The 20,998-nt window shown below is 61.3% G+C and carries 21 protein-coding genes; 16 read left to right on the plus strand and 5 right to left on the minus strand.

The genetic code is table 11. The features are described from left to right. Window positions 1–14 precede the first annotated feature (14 nt). Complete coding sequence (locus HYN24_RS01790; RefSeq protein ID WP_117607678.1) at window positions 15–341, minus strand: tetratricopeptide repeat protein; 327 nt, start codon at window positions 339–341, stop codon at window positions 15–17. Between the two features lie 53 nt (window positions 342–394). Between HYN24_RS01790 and HYN24_RS01795 the strand changes: the two genes are divergently transcribed. Next, the gene (locus HYN24_RS01795; protein WP_117607679.1) at window positions 395–778 is read left to right on the plus strand and encodes a RidA family protein; all 384 of its coding nucleotides are present in this window, start codon (window positions 395–397) and stop codon (window positions 776–778) included. A gap of 7 nt (window positions 779–785) precedes the next feature. After that, entirely contained in the window at window positions 786–2,825 is a 2,040-nt protein-coding gene (gene recG, locus HYN24_RS01800; protein WP_117607680.1) for an ATP-dependent DNA helicase RecG, read from the plus strand. On the opposite strand, the gene HYN24_RS01805 is transcribed toward recG, so the two are convergent. Then, window positions 2,815–3,675: a LysR family transcriptional regulator gene (locus HYN24_RS01805; RefSeq protein WP_117607681.1), complete on the minus strand. Its 861-nt coding sequence runs from the start codon at window positions 3,673–3,675 to the stop codon at window positions 2,815–2,817. The genes recG and HYN24_RS01805 overlap by 11 nt on opposite strands. Window positions 3,676–3,774: 99 nt before the next feature. On the opposite strand from HYN24_RS01805, the gene HYN24_RS01810 reads away from it, so the two are divergent. From HYN24_RS01810 to HYN24_RS01825, 4 genes are read left to right on the plus strand one after another with little or no spacing between them, the layout of a single operon-like run. After that, window positions 3,775–4,968 carry a YbfB/YjiJ family MFS transporter gene (locus tag HYN24_RS01810; RefSeq protein ID WP_117607682.1) on the plus strand — a complete coding sequence of 398 codons (1,194 nt, stop codon included), beginning with the start codon at window positions 3,775–3,777 and terminating at the stop codon, window positions 4,966–4,968. Between the two features lie 24 nt (window positions 4,969–4,992). Beyond that, the gene (locus tag HYN24_RS01815; protein ID WP_117607683.1) at window positions 4,993–5,976 is read left to right on the plus strand and encodes an MDR family oxidoreductase; all 984 of its coding nucleotides are present in this window, start codon (window positions 4,993–4,995) and stop codon (window positions 5,974–5,976) included. A gap of 12 nt (window positions 5,977–5,988) precedes the next feature. Continuing rightward, window positions 5,989–6,192: a 4-oxalocrotonate tautomerase family protein gene (locus HYN24_RS01820; RefSeq protein WP_117607684.1), complete on the plus strand. Its 204-nt coding sequence runs from the start codon at window positions 5,989–5,991 to the stop codon at window positions 6,190–6,192. 39 nt (window positions 6,193–6,231) lie between these two features. Then, window positions 6,232–7,314 (plus strand): NADH:flavin oxidoreductase/NADH oxidase, encoded by a 1,083-nt coding sequence (locus tag HYN24_RS01825; protein ID WP_117607685.1) that lies wholly within the window; start codon window positions 6,232–6,234, stop codon window positions 7,312–7,314. 274 nt (window positions 7,315–7,588) lie between these two features. Here HYN24_RS01825 and HYN24_RS01830 read toward each other — a convergent pair whose 3' ends face one another. Beyond that, window positions 7,589–8,476: an alpha/beta fold hydrolase gene (locus tag HYN24_RS01830; protein ID WP_117607686.1), complete on the minus strand. Its 888-nt coding sequence runs from the start codon at window positions 8,474–8,476 to the stop codon at window positions 7,589–7,591. Window positions 8,477–8,600: 124 nt separating this feature from the next. Here HYN24_RS01830 and HYN24_RS01835 point away from each other — a divergent pair, with 124 nt between their 5' ends. The 7 genes from HYN24_RS01835 to HYN24_RS01865 all read left to right on the plus strand — a co-directional run bounded on the left by HYN24_RS01835 (window position 8,601) and on the right by HYN24_RS01865 (window position 16,066). Then, window positions 8,601–10,481, plus strand: coding sequence for an MFS transporter (locus HYN24_RS01835; RefSeq protein WP_117607687.1), 1,881 nt, complete (start codon window positions 8,601–8,603; stop codon window positions 10,479–10,481). Between the two features lie 284 nt (window positions 10,482–10,765). Then, window positions 10,766–11,866: an HD domain-containing phosphohydrolase gene (locus HYN24_RS01840; protein WP_205421420.1), complete on the plus strand. Its 1,101-nt coding sequence runs from the start codon at window positions 10,766–10,768 to the stop codon at window positions 11,864–11,866. 167 nt (window positions 11,867–12,033) lie between these two features. After that, window positions 12,034–12,795, plus strand: a complete 762-nt coding sequence (locus tag HYN24_RS01845; protein ID WP_117607689.1) for a hypothetical protein — start codon at window positions 12,034–12,036, stop codon at window positions 12,793–12,795. Window positions 12,796–12,822: 27 nt separating this feature from the next. Then, window positions 12,823–13,698, plus strand: coding sequence for a 4-hydroxybenzoate octaprenyltransferase (gene ubiA / locus HYN24_RS01850; RefSeq protein WP_117607690.1), 876 nt, complete (start codon window positions 12,823–12,825; stop codon window positions 13,696–13,698). Next, window positions 13,695–15,170: a 4-hydroxy-3-polyprenylbenzoate decarboxylase gene (gene ubiD, locus HYN24_RS01855; RefSeq protein ID WP_117607691.1), complete on the plus strand. Its 1,476-nt coding sequence runs from the start codon at window positions 13,695–13,697 to the stop codon at window positions 15,168–15,170. Before ubiA ends, ubiD begins: the two co-directional genes overlap by 4 nt. Continuing rightward, a complete protein-coding gene (locus HYN24_RS01860; protein ID WP_117607692.1) occupies window positions 15,167–15,658 on the plus strand; it encodes a GNAT family N-acetyltransferase in 492 nt (163 codons plus the stop codon). The genes ubiD and HYN24_RS01860 overlap by 4 nt, the downstream gene beginning before the upstream one ends. A gap of 3 nt (window positions 15,659–15,661) precedes the next feature. Then, a complete protein-coding gene (locus HYN24_RS01865) occupies window positions 15,662–16,066 on the plus strand; it encodes a hypothetical protein (RefSeq protein WP_117607693.1) in 405 nt (134 codons plus the stop codon). Here the strand turns inward: HYN24_RS01865 and HYN24_RS01870 are convergent. Beyond that, window positions 16,063–16,755, minus strand: coding sequence for a hypothetical protein (locus HYN24_RS01870; RefSeq protein WP_117607694.1), 693 nt, complete (start codon window positions 16,753–16,755; stop codon window positions 16,063–16,065). The two genes, HYN24_RS01865 and HYN24_RS01870, sit on opposite strands and share 4 nt — an antisense overlap. Then, window positions 16,748–18,214 carry a D-alanyl-D-alanine carboxypeptidase/D-alanyl-D-alanine-endopeptidase gene (gene dacB / locus HYN24_RS01875; protein WP_117607695.1) on the minus strand — a complete coding sequence of 489 codons (1,467 nt, stop codon included), beginning with the start codon at window positions 18,212–18,214 and terminating at the stop codon, window positions 16,748–16,750. Before dacB ends, HYN24_RS01870 begins: the two co-directional genes overlap by 8 nt. A 281-nt stretch (window positions 18,215–18,495) precedes the next feature. Between dacB and HYN24_RS01880 the strand changes: the two genes are divergently transcribed. The 3 genes from HYN24_RS01880 to HYN24_RS01890 all read left to right on the plus strand — a co-directional run bounded on the left by HYN24_RS01880 (window position 18,496) and on the right by HYN24_RS01890 (window position 20,997). After that, window positions 18,496–18,786: a co-chaperone GroES gene (locus HYN24_RS01880; protein WP_117607696.1), complete on the plus strand. Its 291-nt coding sequence runs from the start codon at window positions 18,496–18,498 to the stop codon at window positions 18,784–18,786. A gap of 47 nt (window positions 18,787–18,833) precedes the next feature. Then, entirely contained in the window at window positions 18,834–20,486 is a 1,653-nt protein-coding gene (groL, locus tag HYN24_RS01885) for a chaperonin GroEL (RefSeq protein ID WP_117607697.1), read from the plus strand. 202 nt (window positions 20,487–20,688) lie between these two features. Beyond that, window positions 20,689–20,997, plus strand: coding sequence for a DUF485 domain-containing protein (locus HYN24_RS01890; RefSeq protein ID WP_117607698.1), 309 nt, complete (start codon window positions 20,689–20,691; stop codon window positions 20,995–20,997). Window position 20,998: the final 1 nt, after the last annotated feature.

The following is a 20,998-nucleotide window of genomic DNA, read 5'->3' on the forward strand; positions in this document are numbered from 1 at the left end:
ATGAGAAATACCGCTTATTCAGCCAGCGTCTTGCGAATCCGTTTGGCAAACACAGTCATTTCCTTGGCCGCTTGAATATCCCCTTTGGCCTCGGCTACCGTGATGCCCTTCTCGTAGGCGGCGAGCGCACCGGGAGGGTCGCCGGCTTCGGCCAGTGCCTTGCCGAGGGCTTTCCAGGCGGCGGAGTACTGATTGTCGCGGTCGACTGCGGCCTGGAAGGAGCTGGCCGCCTTGGCCGGCTCCCCGGCCTTGAGGTATTCGTTACCGAGCGAGAAGCGGAGGAGGGCGCCGTCGCGTGGGCCGTTGAGCATTTTTTCCAGGGATTCGATACGTGGGTTCATGGGTCAGCAAGGCTAAAATAGGGTTTTGCAATTGACAGACAGGAAAGCATTTTATGGCCAAGACCATTATCGCCACCCCGAACGCCCCGGCCGCCATCGGCACCTATTCGCAAGCCGTGCGCGTCGGTGACACCGTTTACATGTCCGGGCAGATCGGGCTTGATCCTGCTTCCATGCAGATGGTAGACGGGATCGATGGGCAAATCGTTCGCGTTTTTGAAAATCTCAAGGCGGTCGCTGAAGCAGCAGGTGGTTCGCTGGCTGACGTGGTCAAGCTCAACGTATTCCTGACTGACCTGAGCCACTTCGCCAAGGTCAATGAAACGATGGCCCGCTATTTCAGCGAGCCCTTTCCGGCCCGTGCCGCTGTCGGTGTCAAGGAACTGCCGCGCGGCGCGCTGGTTGAGGCCGACGCGGTGATGTGTCTGGGCAACTAAGCCGCTCATGAGCGACGCCGAAGCGTCGGCTCCGATCCGTGCTTCGGAGGCCCTGCTCAAGAAGCTCGGCAAAATCGGCCTCCATAGCGAGGCCGATTTGCTGGTGCACCTGCCCTTGCGTTATGAGGACGAAACCCGCATCACGCCGGTCGATCGTGCTTTCGGGGGCGAACCGGTGCAGGTCGAGGTGGTCGTCCTGCGTAATGAGGTGCAGTTTCGCCCGCGCCGCCAGATGGTCGTGCATGCTGCAGACGCCAGCGGCGAGATCACGCTGCGGTTTTTCAGCTTTTATCCGAACCAGCAGGCCGCGCTGAGCGAAGGTTCGCGTATCCGGGCTTTCGGCGAAGTACGCGGCGGTTTCTTCGGGGCCGAGATGGTGCACCCGCGTTTCCGCAAGGTGGGTGACGATGAGCCGCTGCCGACGGAAATGACGCCGATTTATCCATCGACTGCCGGCCTGGCCAATTCGGCCCTGCAAAAGCTGATTGGCAAGGCCCTGGCGGCGGGTGATCTTTCCGAGACGCTGCCAGAGGCGTTGCGGCAACGTCTGAAACTGCCAGGTTTGGCGCGTAGCCTGCGGTTTTTGCACATGCCACCGCCGGGCACCGATCTTGATACCCTGCATGCGCGCAATCACCCGGCCTGGCGGCGGGTCAAGTTCGACGAGGTGCTGGCCCAGCAATTGTCGCTGCGCCGGGCCTATCTCGCTCGCCGCGAGCAGGGAGCGCCGGTCCTCGCGGCGCGGGACGACCTGGGGGCGCGCCTGCTCGATAGTCTGCCCTTTGGGCTGACTGGCGCACAGGTCAGGGCGATGGCTGAAATCGGCGGCGATCTGGCCCAGCCGTATCCGATGCAGCGCCTGTTGCAGGGTGATGTCGGAGCCGGCAAGACCATCGTCGCTGCGCTGGCCGCCTGTCAGGCGATTTCAGCCGGCTGGCAGGCAGCCTTCATGGCGCCGACGGAAATTCTCGCCGAGCAGCATTATCTGAAACTGAAGGATTGGCTGGAGCCGCTTGGCGTTCGTGTGGCATGGCTGTCGGGCAGCCTGAAGACAAAGGCCCGGCGTGAGCAACTGGCGGCGACGGCAGCCGACGCGCAACTGGTGGTCGGCACGCATGCGCTGATTCAGGACGGCGTCGATTTCGCCAAACTCGGCCTGGCGATTGTCGATGAACAGCACCGCTTCGGCGTTGCCCAGCGCCTCGCCCTGCGCAAGAAGGGCGATAACCCGCACCAGCTGATGATGTCGGCAACGCCCATTCCGCGCACCCTGGCCATGAGCTACTACGCCGATCTTGATGTGACCGTGCTCGATGAACTGCCGCCCGGTCGAACACCGATCAAGACGCGGCTGGTTGCTGATAACCGGCGGGACGATGTGGTCGGCTTTGTCAAAAAACATGTCGAGGAAGGCCGGCAGGCCTATTGGGTGTGTCCGCTGATCGAGGAGTCCGAGGCTCTGCAGTTGCAGACGGCGCAGGATACCTACGAGACATTGCTGGCGGAATTGCCGACCCTGACCGTTGGTCTGGTCCATGGCCGGCTGAAGGCCGACGAGAAGCAGGCGGTGATGGCCGCCTTTGCCGCCGGCGATATCGATGTGCTGGTGGCGACCACGGTGATCGAGGTCGGCGTCGATGTGCCGAATGCCAGCCTGATGGTCATCGAGCACGCTGAACGTTTCGGATTATCCCAACTGCACCAGCTGCGCGGGCGGGTTGGCCGTGGCAAGTATGAGTCGAGTTGCGTACTGATCTACGCCGGGCCGCTCGGTGAAATCGCCCGCCAGCGCCTGAAGATCATTTTCGAGAATACTGATGGTTTTGAAATCGCCCGGCAGGACTTGCAGATTCGCGGCCCCGGCGAATTTGTCGGCAGCCGGCAGAGCGGCGTACCGCTGCTGCGCTATGCCGATCTGGAAATGGATGCCGATCTGGTCGAACTGGCGCGTGGCGTCGCCGAGGAAATGTTGACCGAGCATGGCGACCTGGCCGAACGCCATCTCAAGCGCTGGCTCGGCTCGCGCGAAGAACTTCTTAAATCCTGACTCGTCTGGCCGAAGCCGTAATGCCGTCGCTCAGGGTCTTCAGTGCCGCCATTGCCCGGGCCTCACGCAGATAGATCATGCCGGTAGGAACCCGGCTGAATTCGTCGGGCACGGTCTCGATGATGAGATCGGCCGCATGCCCCGATTGTTCGACGACACGACGCGGCATCAGGGTCCAGCCGAGGCCGACGGCAATGCAGCCGAGGATGCCCTCCAGCGTGCCGAACTCCATGGCATCGGCCACAGCGTGGCCCTGGGCGCGCTGCCAGGCGATAGCCCGGGTGCGATAGGCGCAGCCTTCCCGGAAGAGGATAAGCGGTAGCAGCACGGGGTCGGTGCCAGCCGCATGCACCTGGACCAGTTCCTCGACCACCAGTTCGTCGAACTGCAGGTCGGGGTGGATGACCGGGCCAGCGACGAAGGCGCAGTCGAGTTTGTGGTCGAGGACCTTTTCGGTCAGCGTGCTGGTGGTGTCGGTAGTGACCCGCAGCTCAAGGCCGGGATGGGTGCTACGTACGGCCTTCAGGGCGCTTGGCAGGTGCAGGGCAGCAAAGGTTTCCATTGCCCCGATGCGCAGTTCGCCGGCACTTTCGCCAACCAGGCGGACGGCGGCGCTGGTCTGCCGTTCGAGCATCAGCATGCGCCGTGCGTAATCGAGCAGGACCTTGCCCGAGGGGGCGAGTTCCAGGCCGCGTCCTTTGCGGAAGAACAGCTCGGCCCCCAGTTCTTCTTCGAGCCGCCGGATACGGCCGGTGACGTTGGACTGGACGGTATTGAGCTTGCGCGAGGCAGCTAGGATGCCACCTTCTTCGACAACGGCCTGAAAGGTGCGGAGGGCGACGAGTTCCATGTGTATCTCAAAAATAGAATTGTGCGTTCTGAACAAATCATTTGAAATGATACATTACTCTGTTTATTGTTCGCTGATCAATAACAAAGGGAATATCCCATGACTTCACAGAGAGAACGGCTCCAGGTGCTTTGCGCCGGAATTTTCAGTCTGTTGCTGACCTTCGGCGTGGCCCGCTTTGCCTATACGCCGCTGCTGCCCCTGATGCAGCAACAGGCTGGGCTCGGGCTGGCCGAAGCTGGCTGGCTGGCGGCAATGAACTACGCCGGTTACCTGAGCGGCGCGCTGATCGCTTCGTTGATCAGCGATCTGGTACTCAAAGACAAGCTCTATCGCATGGGCCTCGTGGTCGCCATCCTGAGTACGGTGCTGATGGGCCTGACCGCCGATCCGTGGGTCTGGATGCTGTCCCGTTTCATCGCCGGCCTGAGCAGTGCCGCCGGCATGTTGCTGGGGACCGGGCTGATTCTCAACTGGCTGATTCGTCACAACCACCGCCCGGAGCTGGGTATCCACTTTGCCGGCATCGGTCTGGGTATTTCCGGGTGCGCCATGGCGGTATGGCTGATGAGCGGGAGCTTCGACTGGCGCGAACAGTGGTTCGCCTTTTCGGCCATCGCCTGCCTGCTTATCGTGCCGGCCCTGGTCTGGTTGCCGGCTCCCGACACCAGTCCGCTGACCAAGAGCGGCGCGCCCATGCACGACAATCCACCGGGCCGACTGTTCCTCGGGCTTTTCATGGCGGCCTATTTTTGTGCCGGCTTTGGTTACGTCATCAGCGCCACCTTCATCGTCGCCATCGTCGATCAGTTGCCCGGTCTTGCCGGCAAGGGGGCGCTCGCCTTCCTGGCTATCGGTTTGGCGGCGACCCCGGCGGCCTTCAACTGGGATCTGATCGCCCGTTATACGGGTGACATCAACGCGCTGATCCTCGCCGCAGTACTGCAGATCATCGGCATCGTCCTGCCGGTGGCTGTCGGGGGATTGTTCGCCACGCTGTTCGGAGCGCTGCTCTTTGGTGGCACTTTCATCGGCATGGTCAGTCTGGTGTTGACCATGGCCGGACGTTATTACCCGACGCGGCCGGCCAAGATGATGGGCAAGATGACCCTCTCCTATGGGGCGGCGCAGATCATCGGGCCCGCCATCGTCGGCTGGCTGGCGACCCGGCTGGGCAATTATTCGATTGGCCTGACCATCGCAGGTGGCGTCATGGTGGTGGGTGTCGTCCTCTTGGTTATACTGAAGTTTGTAGAAAAGCGGGACGCCACGCTGGCGCTCGAACCCTGCTAGCCGGATTGAAATTGGAGACAAGACATGTTCAAGGGAATTCTGATCGAGAAGGATGACGCCGGTTATCGGGCGTCGGTACAGGACATCAACGACAGCCAGTTGCCGGAAGGCGATGTGACGGTGCGGGTGGCGATGTCTTCGCTCAACTACAAGGACGGGCTGGCAATTACCGGCAAGGGACCGGTCGTCCGCAAGTTTCCGATGGTGCCGGGCATCGACATTGCCGGTACGGTCGAGAGCAGCAATAACCCCGATTACCAGGCAGGTGACCGGGTTGTCCTCAACGGCTGGGGTGTCGGTGAAACACACTGGGGTGGTCTGGCCCAGAAAGCCCGCCTCAAGGGCGACTGGCTGGTGCCGCTGCCCGCTGCCTTCAGCGAGAAACAGGCGGTGGCGATCGGCACCGCCGGCTATACCGCCATGCTTTGCGTCATGGCGCTCGAGCGCCAGGGCGTCAAGCCCGCCGATGGCGAGATCGTCGTGACCGGCGCGGCGGGTGGCGTTGGCAGCGTCGCCATCGCGGTGCTCGCCAAGCTCGGCTACACCGTGGTGGCCGTCAGCGGCCGGCCGGAGGAAACTGACTATCTGAAGCAACTGGGGGCGACCGAAGTGCTCGACCGGGCTGTCTTTGCGACACCCGGCAAGCCGCTGGGCAAGGAGCGCTGGGCCGGAGCAGTCGATGTTGTCGGTAGTCACACCCTGGCCAATATTTGCGCGACCACCAAGTATCGCGGCGTGGTCACCGCCTGCGGCCTGGCTGGCGGCATGGATTTCCCGTCCTCGGTGGCGCCCTTCATTCTGCGTGGGGTGACTTTGGTCGGCATTGATAGCGTGATGTGTCCGCGCCCGGAGCGACTGCTTGCCTGGCAGCGTCTGGCGACCGATCTCGATGTCGGCAAGCTCGGCCTGATCACGCACGAAGTGTCGCTGGCCGAGGCCATTCCGACCGCTGCGCAGTTGATGGCAGGCCAGGTGCGTGGCCGCGTCGTTGTCGACGTCAATCGTTAAACGGAGTGGCTGATGCCCTACGTCAATATCAAGATTACCCGTGAAGGCGCGACGCCGGAACAGAAGGCCCGCCTGATTCAGGGCGCGACGCAACTGCTGGTCGATGTGCTGGGCAAGAACCCGAAAACGACCATTGTCGTCATCGATGAGGTCGATACCGACAACTGGGGCGTGGCGGGCGAGTCGATTAGTCTCCGAAGGGCGCGCGGCGAGTAGGCTTTCGCCGTTTTCTGCAAATTTTCAATGACTGAACCCATGAGCCATCTGTTCGAACCCCTGAAACTCCGTGATATCACCTTGAAGAACCGCATCGGCATTCCGCCGATGTGCCAGTACTCGGCGCAGGATGGCATGGCCGGGGACTGGCATGTTATTCATTACGGTAGCCGGGCCATGGGTGGTGCCGGCCTGATGATCCTTGAGGCAACGGGCGTCACGCCAGCCGGCCGGATCAGCCCGGGAGACCTCGGTTTGTGGAAGGACGAACAGATCGAGCCGCTCGCCCGGATCGCCGCACAGGCGAAAGGCCAGGGTTGTGTGCCGGCGATCCAGTTGGCCCACGCCGGGCGTAAGGCCAGCGTCGGACTGGGCTGGGAGGCGCAGAAAACACTGACGACCAGTGAGGGAGGATGGATGCCGGTCGCGCCTTCGGCCGTTTCCTTCGGTGATGGCTACCTTTCGCCGCATGCACTGACCCTCGACGAGATTGCCGATCTTGTTGCGGCCTTTGTCGCGGCAGCCAGGCGGGCGGTAGTGGCGGGGTTTCAGGCCATAGAACTGCATGCCGCCCACGGCTACCTGCTGCATCAGTTCCTGTCGCCCCTGTCTAACCAGCGTACGGATGCCTATGGTGGCAGTTTCGAGAACCGGACCCGTTTGGTGCGCGAGGTCGTGACGGCGGTGCGCGCGGTATGGCCGGATAATTTGCCGCTGCTTATTCGCCTGTCGGCCACCGACTGGGTCGACGGTGGCTGGACCGCTGACGAAACCGTCGAGCTCTGCCGTGGCCTCAAGGCGCTCGGCGTTGATCTGGCCGATATCTCGACCGCCGGTCTGGTGCCGACGGCAAAAATTCCCGCCGGTCCCGGCTTTCAGACCGGGTTCGCCGCCCGCGTCCGCCATGAGGCGGGGCTGCCGGCGGCTGCGGTAGGGTTGATCACCTCGCCCGCCCAGGCCGATCACATCGTGCGCACCGGCCAGGCCGACATGGTTCTGGTCGGCCGGGAAATCCTGCGCAATCCCTACTGGCCCCTGCAGGCAGCCCAGGCATTGGGGCAGGTCGGGATATGGCCGAACCAGTACCTGCGCGCCGCACCGGGCGGGTCGCTCGGTCGCTGATGCCGGGCTCGCCGGGCCGTCATTGGGCCCGGCGTAAAAATAATTTGGCCCGGCGGGAACTTTCTTCGGGAGAGCGGTCTGATTGCCTGATTTTTTACTTCAACCTGTATCGAGGCAAATATGGACGAACTCTCTTACGTCGGCATTGTGTTTACTGTTGTTATTCTTGGCCTGGCCTGTTTCATGGCTGCCAAGCTGGCCTCGAAGACGGCCTACCACTAAGAAAAAGCCGGGATTTCCCGGCTTTTTTCTTGATGCTCTGCGCTTCGGCATTTCAGCCGATAAATGCCTCGACGATGCGTGCCACTTCGGTTGGCTGGTCATGATGCAACATGTGGTCGGCCTGATCGATCCACGCCTCGCCAAGATTTGCAAAACAGGCCTGACGCGCCGCCCAGTCGCCCGGCCGGGTTTCGAACTCACGAATAACCCAGGATTGCCGGCCAGCCACCCAGAGTACCGAGCAGGTGATCTGTTTCCAGATCGCCATCGATTCCTCGAGACGGAACAGATAAGGGGCGGGGGCTTTGTGCCACGGGTCGCCATTCCAGATGATGCCGTGATGGCGAAGGCCGGCCCGGTTTTCGCCATCGCCGACACGGGCCAGGTGCTTGGCCAGAAATTCGGCGCGCTCAGGAAGCAGAAAGCGGTCGCTGTGCAAGAGTCGGCGGGCAAAGGCGGCACGGTCGGCGTAGGCATGCATGCGCGGCGGCTTTTTAAGGGCGCCCAGCCACTGCTGGTAACGCTCCGGGGCCATCCCCGGTGTGGTCGGCGCAATGCCGAAACCTTCCAGCGAAACGACGCTTTCAACGCGCTCGGGCCGAATGCCGGCGTACAAACAGGAAAGAATGCCGCCCATGCTGTGGCCGACCAGTTTCACCTTGCCTGTCGGTGCGTAACGATCAACGATTGCTTCCAGGTCGCCTAGATGCTCGGCGAAAAAATAAGGCCGGTTCAGCCATTCCGAATTACCGAAACCGCGCCAGTCGGGGGCGACGATATTCCAGTCACGGGCCAGTTCGTCCACGACAAACTGGAAAGAGGCCGAAACATCCATCCAGCCGTGCAGCAGGAACAACATCGGGGCCTGCGCATCACCCCAGCGGCGGATGTGCAGTCGGACGTCGGGGAGGTCAAGGAATTCCGAGCGGGAGGGCTTCATTGCTTGTGGACTTTCTTCGGCTGTCGGGCGCGGCGAGCATTGCGATGGCGTATTTTAGCGGCTCGATGTCGCATAGAATCCCGGCCATGAATTTCGTTCGCTTTCTTTTCGCCAGCGGTGCAGCGTGAGCAGTCAATTCCGACTCCTCCGGACGCGGCGCTTCGGGCCTTTCTTTGTGACCCAGTTTCTCGGGGCTTTCAACGACAACCTGTTCAAGAATGCCCTGGTCGTCCTCCTGACCTTTCAGGCGACGCAATGGACGGCGCTCAATCCGGAAATTCTGGGCAGCCTGGCATCGGGCATTTTCATCCTGCCCTTTTTTCTCTTCTCGGCGACTGCCGGACAACTGGCCGACAAGTACGACAAGGCGATGCTCGCCCGCTTCGTCAAGATGCTGGAGATGCTCATCATGGGCGTTGCGGCAGCCGGATTTCTGCTGCACAGCCTGCCCGTGCTGCTGGGTGGGCTTTTCCTGCTCGGCCTGCATTCGACGTTGTTCGGGCCGGTCAAGTACGCCATCATGCCGCAGCATCTGCACGCCGATGAACTGGTCGGTGGCAATGCGCTGATCGAGGCCGGTACATTCGTGGCCATTCTGGTCGGGATGCTGGCCGGTGGGTTGCTGGCCGGTGTGGTCGACCATCCGGCGTGGATCGCCGGCGGCGGATTTGCCGTCGCCCTGGCTGGCTACCTGACGAGCCGGGGCATCCCGGCGGCGCCGGCGCCAGTGCCGGAACTCAGGGTGAACCTCAATCCGTTGACGGAAACCTGGCGCAACATTGCATTTGCCCGGCGGGACCGGACTGTCTTTCTGTCCATTCTTGGCATCTCCTGGTTCTGGCTCTATGGCGGGTTGTTCGTCGCCCAGTTTCCGGCATACGCGCGCGTTGTGCTGGGCGGGGGCGAGTCGGCGGTGACCCTGTTACTCGCCACATTTACGGTGGGCATCGGGGTCGGCTCGATGCTCTGCGAACGGATGTCCGGCCACCATGTCGAGATCGGGCTGGTGCCATTTGGCTCGATTGGCCTGACGCTGTTCGGGCTGGATCTGTATTTTGCCTCGCCGCTTGGCCTGGCTGGTACGACGCCGCACCAACTGCTTGCCTTGCTCAGTATTCCGGATGTCTGGCGGGTGTTGATCGATTTCACCATGCTGGGTGCCTTCGGCGGCTTTTTCACGGTTCCGCTCTACGCGCTGATCCAGTTGCGCAGCGCACCGGATCATCGGGCCCGCATCATTGCCGGCAACAATATTCTCAACGCATTGTTCATGGTGGTCGGTGCGCTCGGGGCGGCCAGCCTGCTCGGTGCCGGGATGTCGATGCCGGTCCTGTTTGGCCTCGCTGCCCTGCTTAACGCTTGTGTGGCGATCTATATTTACGGGCTGGTGCCGGAATTCCTGCTCCGCTTTATCGCCTGGCTGCTCGTCAAGGCGGTGTATCGGCTACGCAGCGAGGGGCTGGCGCATATTCCGGCAGAAGGGGCGGCGGTTCTGGTGGCCAATCATGTCAGCTTTGCCGATGCGGTGATCATCATGGGGGCCTCGCCCCGACCGATCCGCTTTGTCATGGACCATCGCATTTTCAAGACCCCTCTGCTCGGCTTTATCTTCCGCCATTGCGGGGCCATTCCCATCGCGTCGGCCAAGGAAGACCCGGCCATGCTGGAGGCCGCTTTCCGCGACGTGAGCAAGGCGCTGGCCAACGGTGATCTGGTCGGCCTCTTCCCCGAGGGCGGCATTACCCGCGACGGTGAGTTGCAGACCTTCCGTCCCGGCATCTCCCGCATTCTTGCCGCCAATCCGGTGCCGGTCGTGCCGATGGCGCTAGGCGGCCTGTGGGGGAGCTATTTTTCCCGCATTGACGGGGTCGCCATGAAGTCGCCATTCCGGCGCGGCCTGTTCTCGGCGGTCGTCTTGCGTGTAGGCGCTCCGTTCGCTACTGAAGCAGCGACTCCGGCCGCCCTGCAGGCAGCAGTGGCGGCTTTGCGGGGGAAGCTGCGGTAACGGTGCGGATCAGACCAGCCATTGGCTGGTGCTGCTTTTCACGGAATCCCGACCAATTTGTTGTACTATTTTCCGGAGCCCCGATGGTCAGCGTGACCCAGTTGCGACGACGAGCCGGTTCGATTCAAGCAAAGCAGGTGCCCTGGTCTGTCATGGGCCGGGACATGCTGTGAATCAGGGAATATGGAGTTCGTATGTCATTGGCGCCTTTGCCCGCCGTGCCCGGTGCGGCGCAAGTGGATGATTCTGCAATGATGCCTGCCCCGCATGGGGAGGAGCATCAATTGCAACTCAGCAAACTGGACGACCATCGTACGCTGCAGGACAAGGCAGCCTATGTTCATGAGGTCGTCCGGCAGCGCTTTCCGTGCATCGATCGCATCGCCATCGCCAAATACGATCAGGTCACCGATACCCTGCGTACCTTCATCGGGAGCATGGAGGCCGACAATCCCCTCAAGCTTCATGAAGCCAAACTCAGCGAGGTTCCCTCCCTGCTCTATCTGGCGAAAAACCGCGAGACGCGCGTCGTCAATGATCTGGGGGTGTTTGCCGACCGGAATACAACCCACTCCAAGCAGATACTCGCCAAGGGCTTTCAGTCCAGCTATACCATTCCGCTGTTCAGCGATGGTCAGTTCATCGGTATGTTGTTTTTCAACTCCTTTCAGCGCGCCGCGTTCGATGATTCGAACCTGACCTACCTCGATATGATCGCGCACCTGATGACCGGGTTGATGGCCGCCGAGTTGACCCAGATTTCGACCTTGCGCGGCGCCCTGAAGACGGCCACCCAGTTCACCCATCATCGCGATCCGGAAACCGGCATGCATCTCGAGCGCATGGCCCGTTACTCGCAGTTGATTGCCTGGCGGCTGGGGGCCACGCATGCCATTGACGACGAGTTCGCTGACCGGATTTTCCAGCATGCGCCATTGCATGATGTCGGCAAGATCGCCATACCCGACCGGATTCTCCTCAAGCCCGGCCCGCTCAGCGTTGAAGAGTTCGCCGAGATGAAAACCCATACGACGCGGGGGCGGGAGATCATCGACGCCATGATGGTCAACTTCAATATCCGGAACCACAAGGATATCGTGATGATCCGCAATATCGTGGCGCATCATCACGAGAGCATCGATGGCAATGGTTACCCGGATGGTCTGGCCGGCAAGGACATTCCGATTGAGGCGCGGATCGTTGCCGTGGCCGATGTGTTCGATGCACTGACCTCGGAGCGCCCGTACAAAAAGGCCTGGAGCAACGCTCAGGCCTTTGCTGAACTGGAGCGCATGAGCCACTTCAAGCTGGACCCTGATTGTGTTGCCGTGCTGTTGGGGGCACTCGATAAAATCCTGGAAATCCAGTCGGGCTTCATGGACTGAAGCGACGGCTGCGGGTTCGGTCGGTGTCGCCATGCTGGCCATTGGCCGTCTTTCCGGCGACATTTCTCCATCTTGATTGCAGTTCTTTTCCCTGGTTGGATGCAGCAATTGGCGTCAGGTATCCGGCGTCTCGTTAAAATATCGGCTTTCCCTCATTTCGATTTGCCATGACGACTGCTGCCCAGATCCCCGCCGACCAACTTGCCAGCCTGGCCAGTGCCGATACCCAGCACCTTGCGGCGCGGATGGCCCAGGATGTCTTTGCCGGTGCGTTTCGCCAGGCGGTGACGGCAGACGGGGCACCGGATGTCGTCGTTCTCGGCGAAGTGGCGGCGCATTGCTTCGACTGGTGCCAGGCTGGCGCCAGCGACGAGGCCCGGGCGCTCCGCCTGGCCTTGCTGATCAGCGGTCTCGATCAATGGGGGCTGGCCTATACGCAGGCCTTCAATCTCGATGCCATTCATTCCCTGACGGCGCTTATCGGTGGTCTGCGTACCCGCCTTGAGGCCCGTGACGATGTGCTCTTTCAGCAGTATTTCGAGCAGATCAACGAGGTCGAGTCCGATGCCATTGATTTCAAGGTCGATGTGCGGCGCGGTATCCACCTCGCGCTGTGGCATGCCATGACCGCCTGCGAAACCAGCGAACAGGTGCAGGGGATTGTCCAGCCGCTGGGCAGCATGATGGTGGCCCTCAACGGGCAGATGCCCGAGCTGGGCTGGCGTCTGGTCGCCGATGCCCTGGCCAATATCCAGATTGCCCTGCTCTCCGATATCGCGCCGAAGTCGCCGCTCGCCCAGGATGGAACGCAGCAGCTATTCGCCTCCTTGCGCCACGCCCTGCCGGCCAAACGCTATCAGGCCATTCTTGCCCATGCCGGGCAGGTTGTGGTGGCCTGGCAGCAGGCTAGTCGGCACAGCGCTGGCTGAGCGCCCCGACCAAGGTAAAATTGCCCGATGAACTGGCCCGCCCTCAAGGAAAAACTCGATCTCTACGAACGGCTGATGCGCCTCGACAAGCCGATCGGCATCATGTTGCTGCTCTGGCCGACGCTGTGGGCGCTGTGGTTGTCGGCGCTGGGGCGGCCCAACTGGATGGTGCTCTGGGTCTTCGTGCTGGGTACTGTACTGATGCGTTCGGCCGGCTGTGTCATCAACGACTACGCCGACCGCGATTTCGACAAGCATGTTGAACGCACCAAGGAGCGCCCGCTGACGGCCGGCAAAGTGACCACGAAGGAAGCCCTGGCGCTCTTTGCCGGGCTTTCGCTGGCAGCATTTGCCCTGGTCCTGATGCTTGGCAAGGCGTTGGTTATCTGGCTGTCGGTGCCGGCGCTTTTTCTCGCTGCCAGCTACCCGTTTACCAAACGTTTCCTGGCCATTCCGCAAGCTTATCTCGGCATCGCTTTCGGTTTTGGCATCCCGATGGCCTACGCGGCGCATCTTGGCGAGGTGCCAGCCGAGGCGTGGTGGCTGCTGCTTGCCAATATTTTCTGGGCGGTGGCCTACGATACCGAGTACGCCATGGTTGACCGTGAGGACGATGTGAAAATCGGCATCAAGACCTCGGCCATCACCTTCGGTCGTTTCGACGTGGCAGCGGTGATGGGTTGTTATGGCGCGACGCTGGCGATCATCGGCTGGATCGGCTGGCAATTGCATCGAGGCCCGGCCTTTTATGCCGGCCTGCTCGTTGCTGGCGCTATCATGGGTGTGCATTACACGTGGATACGCGGTCGTGAGCGGATGGCCTGTTTCAAGGCTTTTCTCCATAACAATACTGTCGGTGCGGCGATCTTCGCCGGCATCGCGCTGGATTTCCTGATTCGATGAAATATCACGACTTGCGCGACTTCGTGTCGCAACTGGAGAAGACCGGCGAACTCAAACGCGTCGGCGTCGAGGTCGATACACATCTCGAGATGACCGAAATCTGCGACCGCGTCCTGCGCGCCGAAGGCCCTGCCATCCTTTTCGAGAAGCCGCGCAGTGGTCAAACCCGCCATACCATGCCGGTTCTGGCCAATCTGTTCGGGACGCCGAAACGGGTGGCGCTCGGCATGGGCGAAGAATCGGTGCAGGCCCTGCGTGAAGTCGGCAAGCTGCTCGCCTATCTCAAGGAGCCGGAACCACCCAAGGGCCTCAAGGATGCCTGGGACAAGCTGCCGATTTTGAAGCAGGTGATGAACATGGCACCGAAGAAGGTGTCGAATGCGCCTTGTCAGGAAATTATCTGGGAGGGCAAGGATGTCGATCTGGCGCGCCTGCCCATCCAGCACTGCTGGCCGGGCGATGTCGCGCCGCTGATCACCTGGGGCCTGGTTGTTACCAAAGGGCCGCACAAGAACCGGCAGAACCTCGGCATCTACCGCCAGCAGGTGCTCGGGCCGAACAAGGTGATCATGCGCTGGCTGGCGCATCGCGGCGGGGCGCTCGATTTTCGCGAGCATCAACTGGCCCATCCCGGCCAGCCCTTCCCGGTGGCGGTGGTACTTGGCTGCGATCCGGCGACCATCCTCGGGGCCGTGACCCCGGTGCCGGACAGCCTTTCCGAATACCAGTTTGCCGGCCTGTTGCGTGGGGCCAAGACGGAGCTGACACAATGCATCGGCTCCGCTTTGCAAGTGCCCGCTTCGGCCGAAATCGTTCTGGAAGGGGTCATCCACCCCGGTGAGATGGCGCTCGAAGGGCCGTATGGCGACCACACCGGCTATTACAACGAGCAGGCCGAATTCCCGGTGTTCACCATCGAGCGCATCACCATGCGCCGCGACCCGATCTATCACAGCACCTACACCGGCAAGCCGCCCGATGAGCCGGCTGTGCTTGGCGTCGCTCTCAATGAAGTGTTCGTGCCGCTGCTCCAGAAGCAATATCCGGAAATCGTTGATTTCTACCTGCCGCCGGAAGGCTGTTCGTACCGCATGGCGATTGTCAGCATCAAGAAGGCTTATCCCGGCCACGCCAAGCGCATCATGTTCGGTATCTGGAGTTTCCTCCGCCAGTTCATGTATACCAAGACCATCATTGTCGTCGACGACGACATCGACATCCGCGACTGGAAGGAAGTGGTGTGGGCGATGACGACCCGTATGGATGCGACGCGCGATACGACGCTGGTCGATAACACACCGATCGACTACCTTGATTTCGCCTCGCCGGTGGCCGGTCTGGGCTCCAAGATGGGGCTCGACGCGACCAACAAGTGGCCGGGCGAAACCAGCCGCGAGTGGGGGCGGCCGATTGTCATGGATGATGGCGTGAAAAAGCGCATCGACACGATGTGGCAGGCGCTCGGGCTGTGAGCCTGAGGGTTGTTCCGCTGGATCTGTCCGACCTGGCGCAGGCTGAAATCTGGCTTGGCCTTCTGGATCACTACGCCAATGACCCCATGGGTGGCGGCGAGGGCCTGTCGGATTACGCCAAGCTGCATCTGATCGGCGTCATGCGCGAGGTGCCGGGCTTTCATGGGGCGCTGGCCTGGCGCGATGGTGAGGCGGTGGGTCTGATCGACTGCTTCGCCGGGTTTTCAACGTTTGCGGCCAAACCCTTGCTCAATGTTCACGACATCGTCGTCCATAACACTGTGCGCGGTCAGGGCATCGGTCAGGCCTTGCTGGCCTGGGCAGAGGAGCGGGCCCGTGAGCTGGGCTGCTGCAAGCTGACGCTGGAAGTCCTGTCCAACAACACGCGGGCGATGGCGTCTTACCATCAGGCCGGATTTTTACCCTATGTCCTTGATCCGGCAGCCGGTAATGCGCTGCTCATGCAGAAATATCTTCCCGAGGAATAAGCCATGCCGGAACCCCTTCCCGTCGCCGATCTGCAGGGCGTCCGTCCCTCGCTGGTCCAACTTACCCATTTTATCTACGGCCTGCACGCAATTGCCGTGTTGGTCGGCCTAACCTCGGCGGCCACGGTGGCTGGTGGCTTCGTTTTTGGCTTGCCTTCGCTGTGTGCCGTCTTCCTTAATTATCTCAAGCGCAGCGACGTCAATGGCACCTGGCTGGAAAGCCATTTCCGCTGGCAGATCCGCACTTTCTGGTTCACCTTTGCCGGTCTGCTGATCTATGGCCTGCTGATCATCACCATCATTGGCATCCCGCTGGCCTGGATACTGATTGCTATCCTCGGGCTGTGGGTTTCTTATCGCGTCATTCGTGGCTGGCTGGCGCTGTTTGGCGTCCGGCCGATCGGCTAGAAATACTGGCGCAGCATCGCCAGTGAGCGGGAATAGCTGTGCCTGATCTGCGCCTCGTCGTAGCGGTAGGCGCTACCTATCGGGCAGGCTGAGCGGGCGAGACAGCCGTAGGCGCAGACCGAATCTGGCTGAAGGCGATAGCTGGCACAGCGCGACAGGGAAAAAGAGCCATCGGCTAGCGCCCCGGCCGGGCAGGCGGTGATGCAGGGCTTTTCCTGGCAGGTCTGGCAGGGATTGAGGCGCTCAGCGGGCGGCGATGGCAAAAAATCTGTATCGGCCAAGACGACGGCGCGGTAGGCAAACCAGCTTCCCCATGTGGCATCAATGCCGATCATGAACGGCGAGGGGTGGTGCCAGCCGGCCAGCTTCCCAAGTTGTTGTAGACCGACGGCGGCTTCGCCGGGATAAAGCAGGGTGTAGCGCCGGCCGGGCAAAAACTCGGTAAACCAGCGTGCTACCGTCCGCATAGAATAGTCATCAATCGGGTGTTCGCCCTCGATGCCGCTGGCCTTGACGCATTCCCACAGGAGCCGACCAGCATGGCCGATAAGGATCAGTTGCCGGTAGCCATCAATGTCACCCAGGGTGGCTACGACCTCGGCCGGAAGCTCGCTGAGCGTGAAGACGTGTTGCCGGTTGAGCCCCGCCTGATTCAGGTAATTGGCCGGGAAAGGCGAGTGCTCACTCATTTTCCAGTGCCGGTACTTTCTCGCCAAGCCGGCGCTGGGCGACCCAGACGAGGAGGGCGTCGATAGCTGCGCTGCCGGCCTGGGCGCGCGGGTGATTGATCAGGAACGTCACGGCATAGCGTCGGCCCTGGGCGTCGAGGGCGTAGCCGGCAGCCGTCTTGACGCCATCCAGCGTGCCGGTCTTGATATGGGCGCGGCCGCTGGCTTCCGTGCTGACCAGGCGTTTTTTCATTGTGCCGTCGATGCCGACGATCGGCAGGCTGGATACGAATTCCGGCATGACCGGGCTTTTCCAGGCGTCGAGCAGCAGTCGGTTGAGGCTGCCGGCGCTGATCCGCTCGCTGCGTGACAGGCCGGAGCCGTTGTCTACCACCAGTTCGGAGAAATGCAGCTGGCGACTGGCCAGCCAGTCGGTCATGCGCTGTCGGGCACGTTCGGTGGTGGCGGGCGGGGATTCTGCCGAGGGTGCCTCTGGCTGGGTGGCGCTGCCTAAAGTAAGAAACACCTGGCGAGCCATGACGTTATTGCTGAACTTGTTGATGTCGCGCACGGCATCGGCCAGTGGCGCTGACTCATGCCGGGCGAGCAGGCTGGCACCCAGCGGCACGCTACCGCCCCGCACTTGTCCGTTGAGCGTGCCACCGAGCTCCTTCCACAGGGCGCGGAGCAGTCCGTCTACCTGAGCCTCGGGCGGCAGTGGCGACAGGTTGAGTGTTCTTTCGCCGCATAGCGCCGCGTAGCTGCCGGTAAATTCGAGTCGGTGGCCGGTGCTTTCCGGGATCAGGCGGAGGCTGATCAGGTCCTTCCAGTTGCTACTGCACTCGCCGCTGCTGGCGCGCAGTTGATTGTCGACGCGGAGGCCTTCGCTCGGTGTTTCCATGAGCAGGCGTGGCTTGCCGTTGTCAGGCAGCAGCGTGAAACGCAGGGCACGAAAATTAAGGAGCAGGCCATCCGGGCCGACGTTATAGGGGCGCATCGGCTTGTCGTCGAATGCGCCCGGGTCGATGGCCGGGACATTGAAGATGCTGCGGTCGAGGACGATGTCGCCACTGATCTGCCGAATGCCGCGCACCTGGACTTGCCGGAGCAGGGCCCATAGATGTTCGATGGCGAAACGCGGGTCGCCGCTGCCGCGCAGATACAGATTCCCGCTCAGGACGCCATTTGCCGGTGCTGCCTCGGTCCAGACGCTGGTCTTCCAGGTATAGGCCGGGCCGAGCAGGTCGAGCGCCGCATAGGTGGTGAGCAGTTTCATCACCGAGGCCGGGTTCATCGCTTGCCCGGCATTGTGGGCGACGAGCGGGGTGCTGGCATCGACCGGCTGGACGATGACGGCGACGCTGGTCGCGGGAATCTGGGCTGCCTTCAACGCCTTCAGGACATCAGGCGGGAGCCCTTCGGCCTGTGCGGACAAGGACAGGGCAAGACTGACGAGGGCGGCAAGCCAACGGGTGATCATCAGGGATTCTTGAGCAAAACGGTCATGCCGGCATTTTAGCTGGCGTCGGCGGTGGTGCACCGTTTGGTGTAAATGAGGCTGTTTTTCAATCACTTGCGTGGCGTTGGTTGTGGCTATTTACGCCTGATTGACGCGAGGCTCTTGAAATACCGTCGTCCCGCCCCTATTATTAGCACTCACCGGAGACGAGTGCTAATAATCCGCCCGCTCCGTTCCCGAAGCCGCGCCAGGCGCGGCCGGCCAATTTTGTTTGTTGTAACTCATTTTCAGGAGTCTGATTTATGAATATCCGTCCTTTGCACGACCGTGTGATCGTCAAGCGCATTGAAGCCGAGCGCACCACCGCTTCCGGCATCGTCATTCCCGATTCCGCTGGCGAAAAGCCGGATCAGGGCGAAGTTCTGGCCGTCGGCCCGGGCAAGCGTGACGACAACGGCAAGCAGATCGCCCTCGACGTCAAGGTCGGCGACCGTGTGCTGTTCGGCAAGTACGCCGGTCAAGGCGTCAAGGTCGATGGTCAGGAAGTCCTGGTCATGCGTGAAGAAGACATCATGGGCGTCCTGCAGAAGTAATTTCTGCCCCGACGAACGCAACAGATCAATATTCAGGAGCTATATAAATGGCAGCTAAAGAAGTCAAATTCGGTGATTCCGCCCGCGCCCGCATGGTCGAAGGCATCAACATCCTGGCCGACGCGGTCAAGGTTACCCTCGGCCCCAAGGGTCGCAATGTCGTGCTCGAGCGCTCCTACGGCGGCCCGACGGTGACCAAGGACGGCGTTTCCGTCGCCAAGGAAATCGAACTCAAGGACAAGTTCGCCAACATGGGCGCCCAGATGGTCAAGGAAGTCGCTTCCAAGACCTCCGACATCGCCGGTGATGGCACCACCACCGCCACCGTGCTGGCCCAGGCCATCGTCCGCGAAGGCATGAAGTACGTTGCCGCCGGCATGAACCCGATGGACCTCAAGCGCGGTATCGACAAGGCTGTGATCGCCACCATCGCCGAACTGCAGGCTTTCTCCAAGCCCTGCACGACGACCAAGGAAATCGCCCAGGTCGGTTCGATCTCCGCCAACTCCGATTCCGACATTGGCGAAATCATCGCCCGTGCCATGGAAAAGGTCGGCAAGGAAGGCGTCATCACCGTTGAAGATGGCAAGTCCCTGGCCAACGAACTCGACGTCGTCGAAGGCATGCAGTTCGACCGTGGCTATCTGTCGCCCTACTTCATCAACAACAGCGACAAGCAGCAAGCCCTGATGGAAAACCCGTTTGTCCTGCTCTACGACAAGAAGATTTCCAACATCCGCGACCTGCTGCCGATTCTGGAACAAGTCGCCAAGGCCGGCCGTCCGCTCCTCATCATCGCTGAAGATGTCGATGGTGAAGCCCTCGCCACCCTCGTCGTGAACAACATCCGTGGCATCCTCAAGACCGTCGCCGTCAAGGCCCCGGGCTTTGGTGATCGTCGCAAGGCCATGCTCGAAGACATCGCCATCCTGACCGGCGGTACCGTGATCGCCGAAGAAACCGGCCTGTCGCTGGAAAAGGCTGTCCTCAAGGACCTCGGCCAGGCCAAGCGCATCGAAGTCGCCAAGGAAAACACCATCATCATCGATGGTGCCGGCGAAGCCGCTTCGATCGAAGCCCGCGTCAAGCAGATCCGCATCCAGATCGAGGAAGCAACCTCCGATTACGACAAGGAAAAGCTGCAGGAACGTGTTGCCAAGCTGGCTGGCGGCGTTGCCGTCATCAAGGTTGGTGCCGCCACCGAAGTCGAAATGAAGGAAAAGAAGGCACGCGTTGAAGATGCCCTGCACGCCACCCGCGCTGCTGTCGAGGAAGGTATCGTCGCCGGCGGCGGCGTTGCCCTGATCCGCGCCCGCGCTGCCGTTGGCAAGCTCAAGGGTGACAACCACGATCAGGATGCCGGTATCAAGATCGTCCTGCGCGCCATGGAGCAGCCGCTGCGCGAAATCGTCTCGAACGCCGGCGACGAGCCGTCGGTCGTGGTCGACAAGGTGCAGCGTGGCAAGGGTAACTACGGTTACAACGCCTCCACCGGCGAGTACGGCGACATGGTCGAAATGGGCGTTCTCGACCCGACCAAGGTGACCCGCACCGCACTGCAGAACGCCGCCTCCGTGGCCGGCCTGATGCTGACCACCGAATGCATGGTGGCCGAACTGGCTGAAGACAAGCCGGCCGGCGGCATGCCCGACATGGGTGGTATGGGCGGCATGGGTGGCATGGGCGGCATGGGGATGTAATCTCCCGGTCGGCCATTGCGCCTTCAAAAGCCCCGCCTGGTTCGGGGCTTTTTGCATTTTGGCCCCGCTTTTACTGGTCGAGCAAATTTGCTTTGATGTGCGTTATGACTTTTGTAACTGTCTGTAAGTTAGCTGTAAGACGCTGCGCCTAAATTACGCTTCGCAGCAATGCCTCTATAAACAAAATCTGAGGAGCAAATCAATGCAAGACACACTGGATCGGGTTACAGCTAATCCGAAATTCCTGGAGTTTGTTGCCATGCGCAGCACCTACTCCATCATTATGGCCATCGTAAGCGCCGCTGCTTACTACGGCTTCATTCTCTTGGTTGCATACAACAAAGAGTTCCTGGCCCAGAAGATCGGCGAAGGCTACACCATGAGCATCGGCGTGCCGATCGGCGTGGGCGTTATCGCCTTCACCATCCTGCTGACCTGGGTCTACGTTCGTCGCGCCAACACCGAATTTGACGCGATCAACGAAGCCATCATCAAGGAGGCACAGAAGTAAG

Source organism: Dechloromonas sp. HYN0024 (genome assembly GCF_003441615.1).
In the GTDB taxonomy this organism is placed as follows: domain Bacteria; phylum Pseudomonadota; class Gammaproteobacteria; order Burkholderiales; family Rhodocyclaceae; genus Azonexus.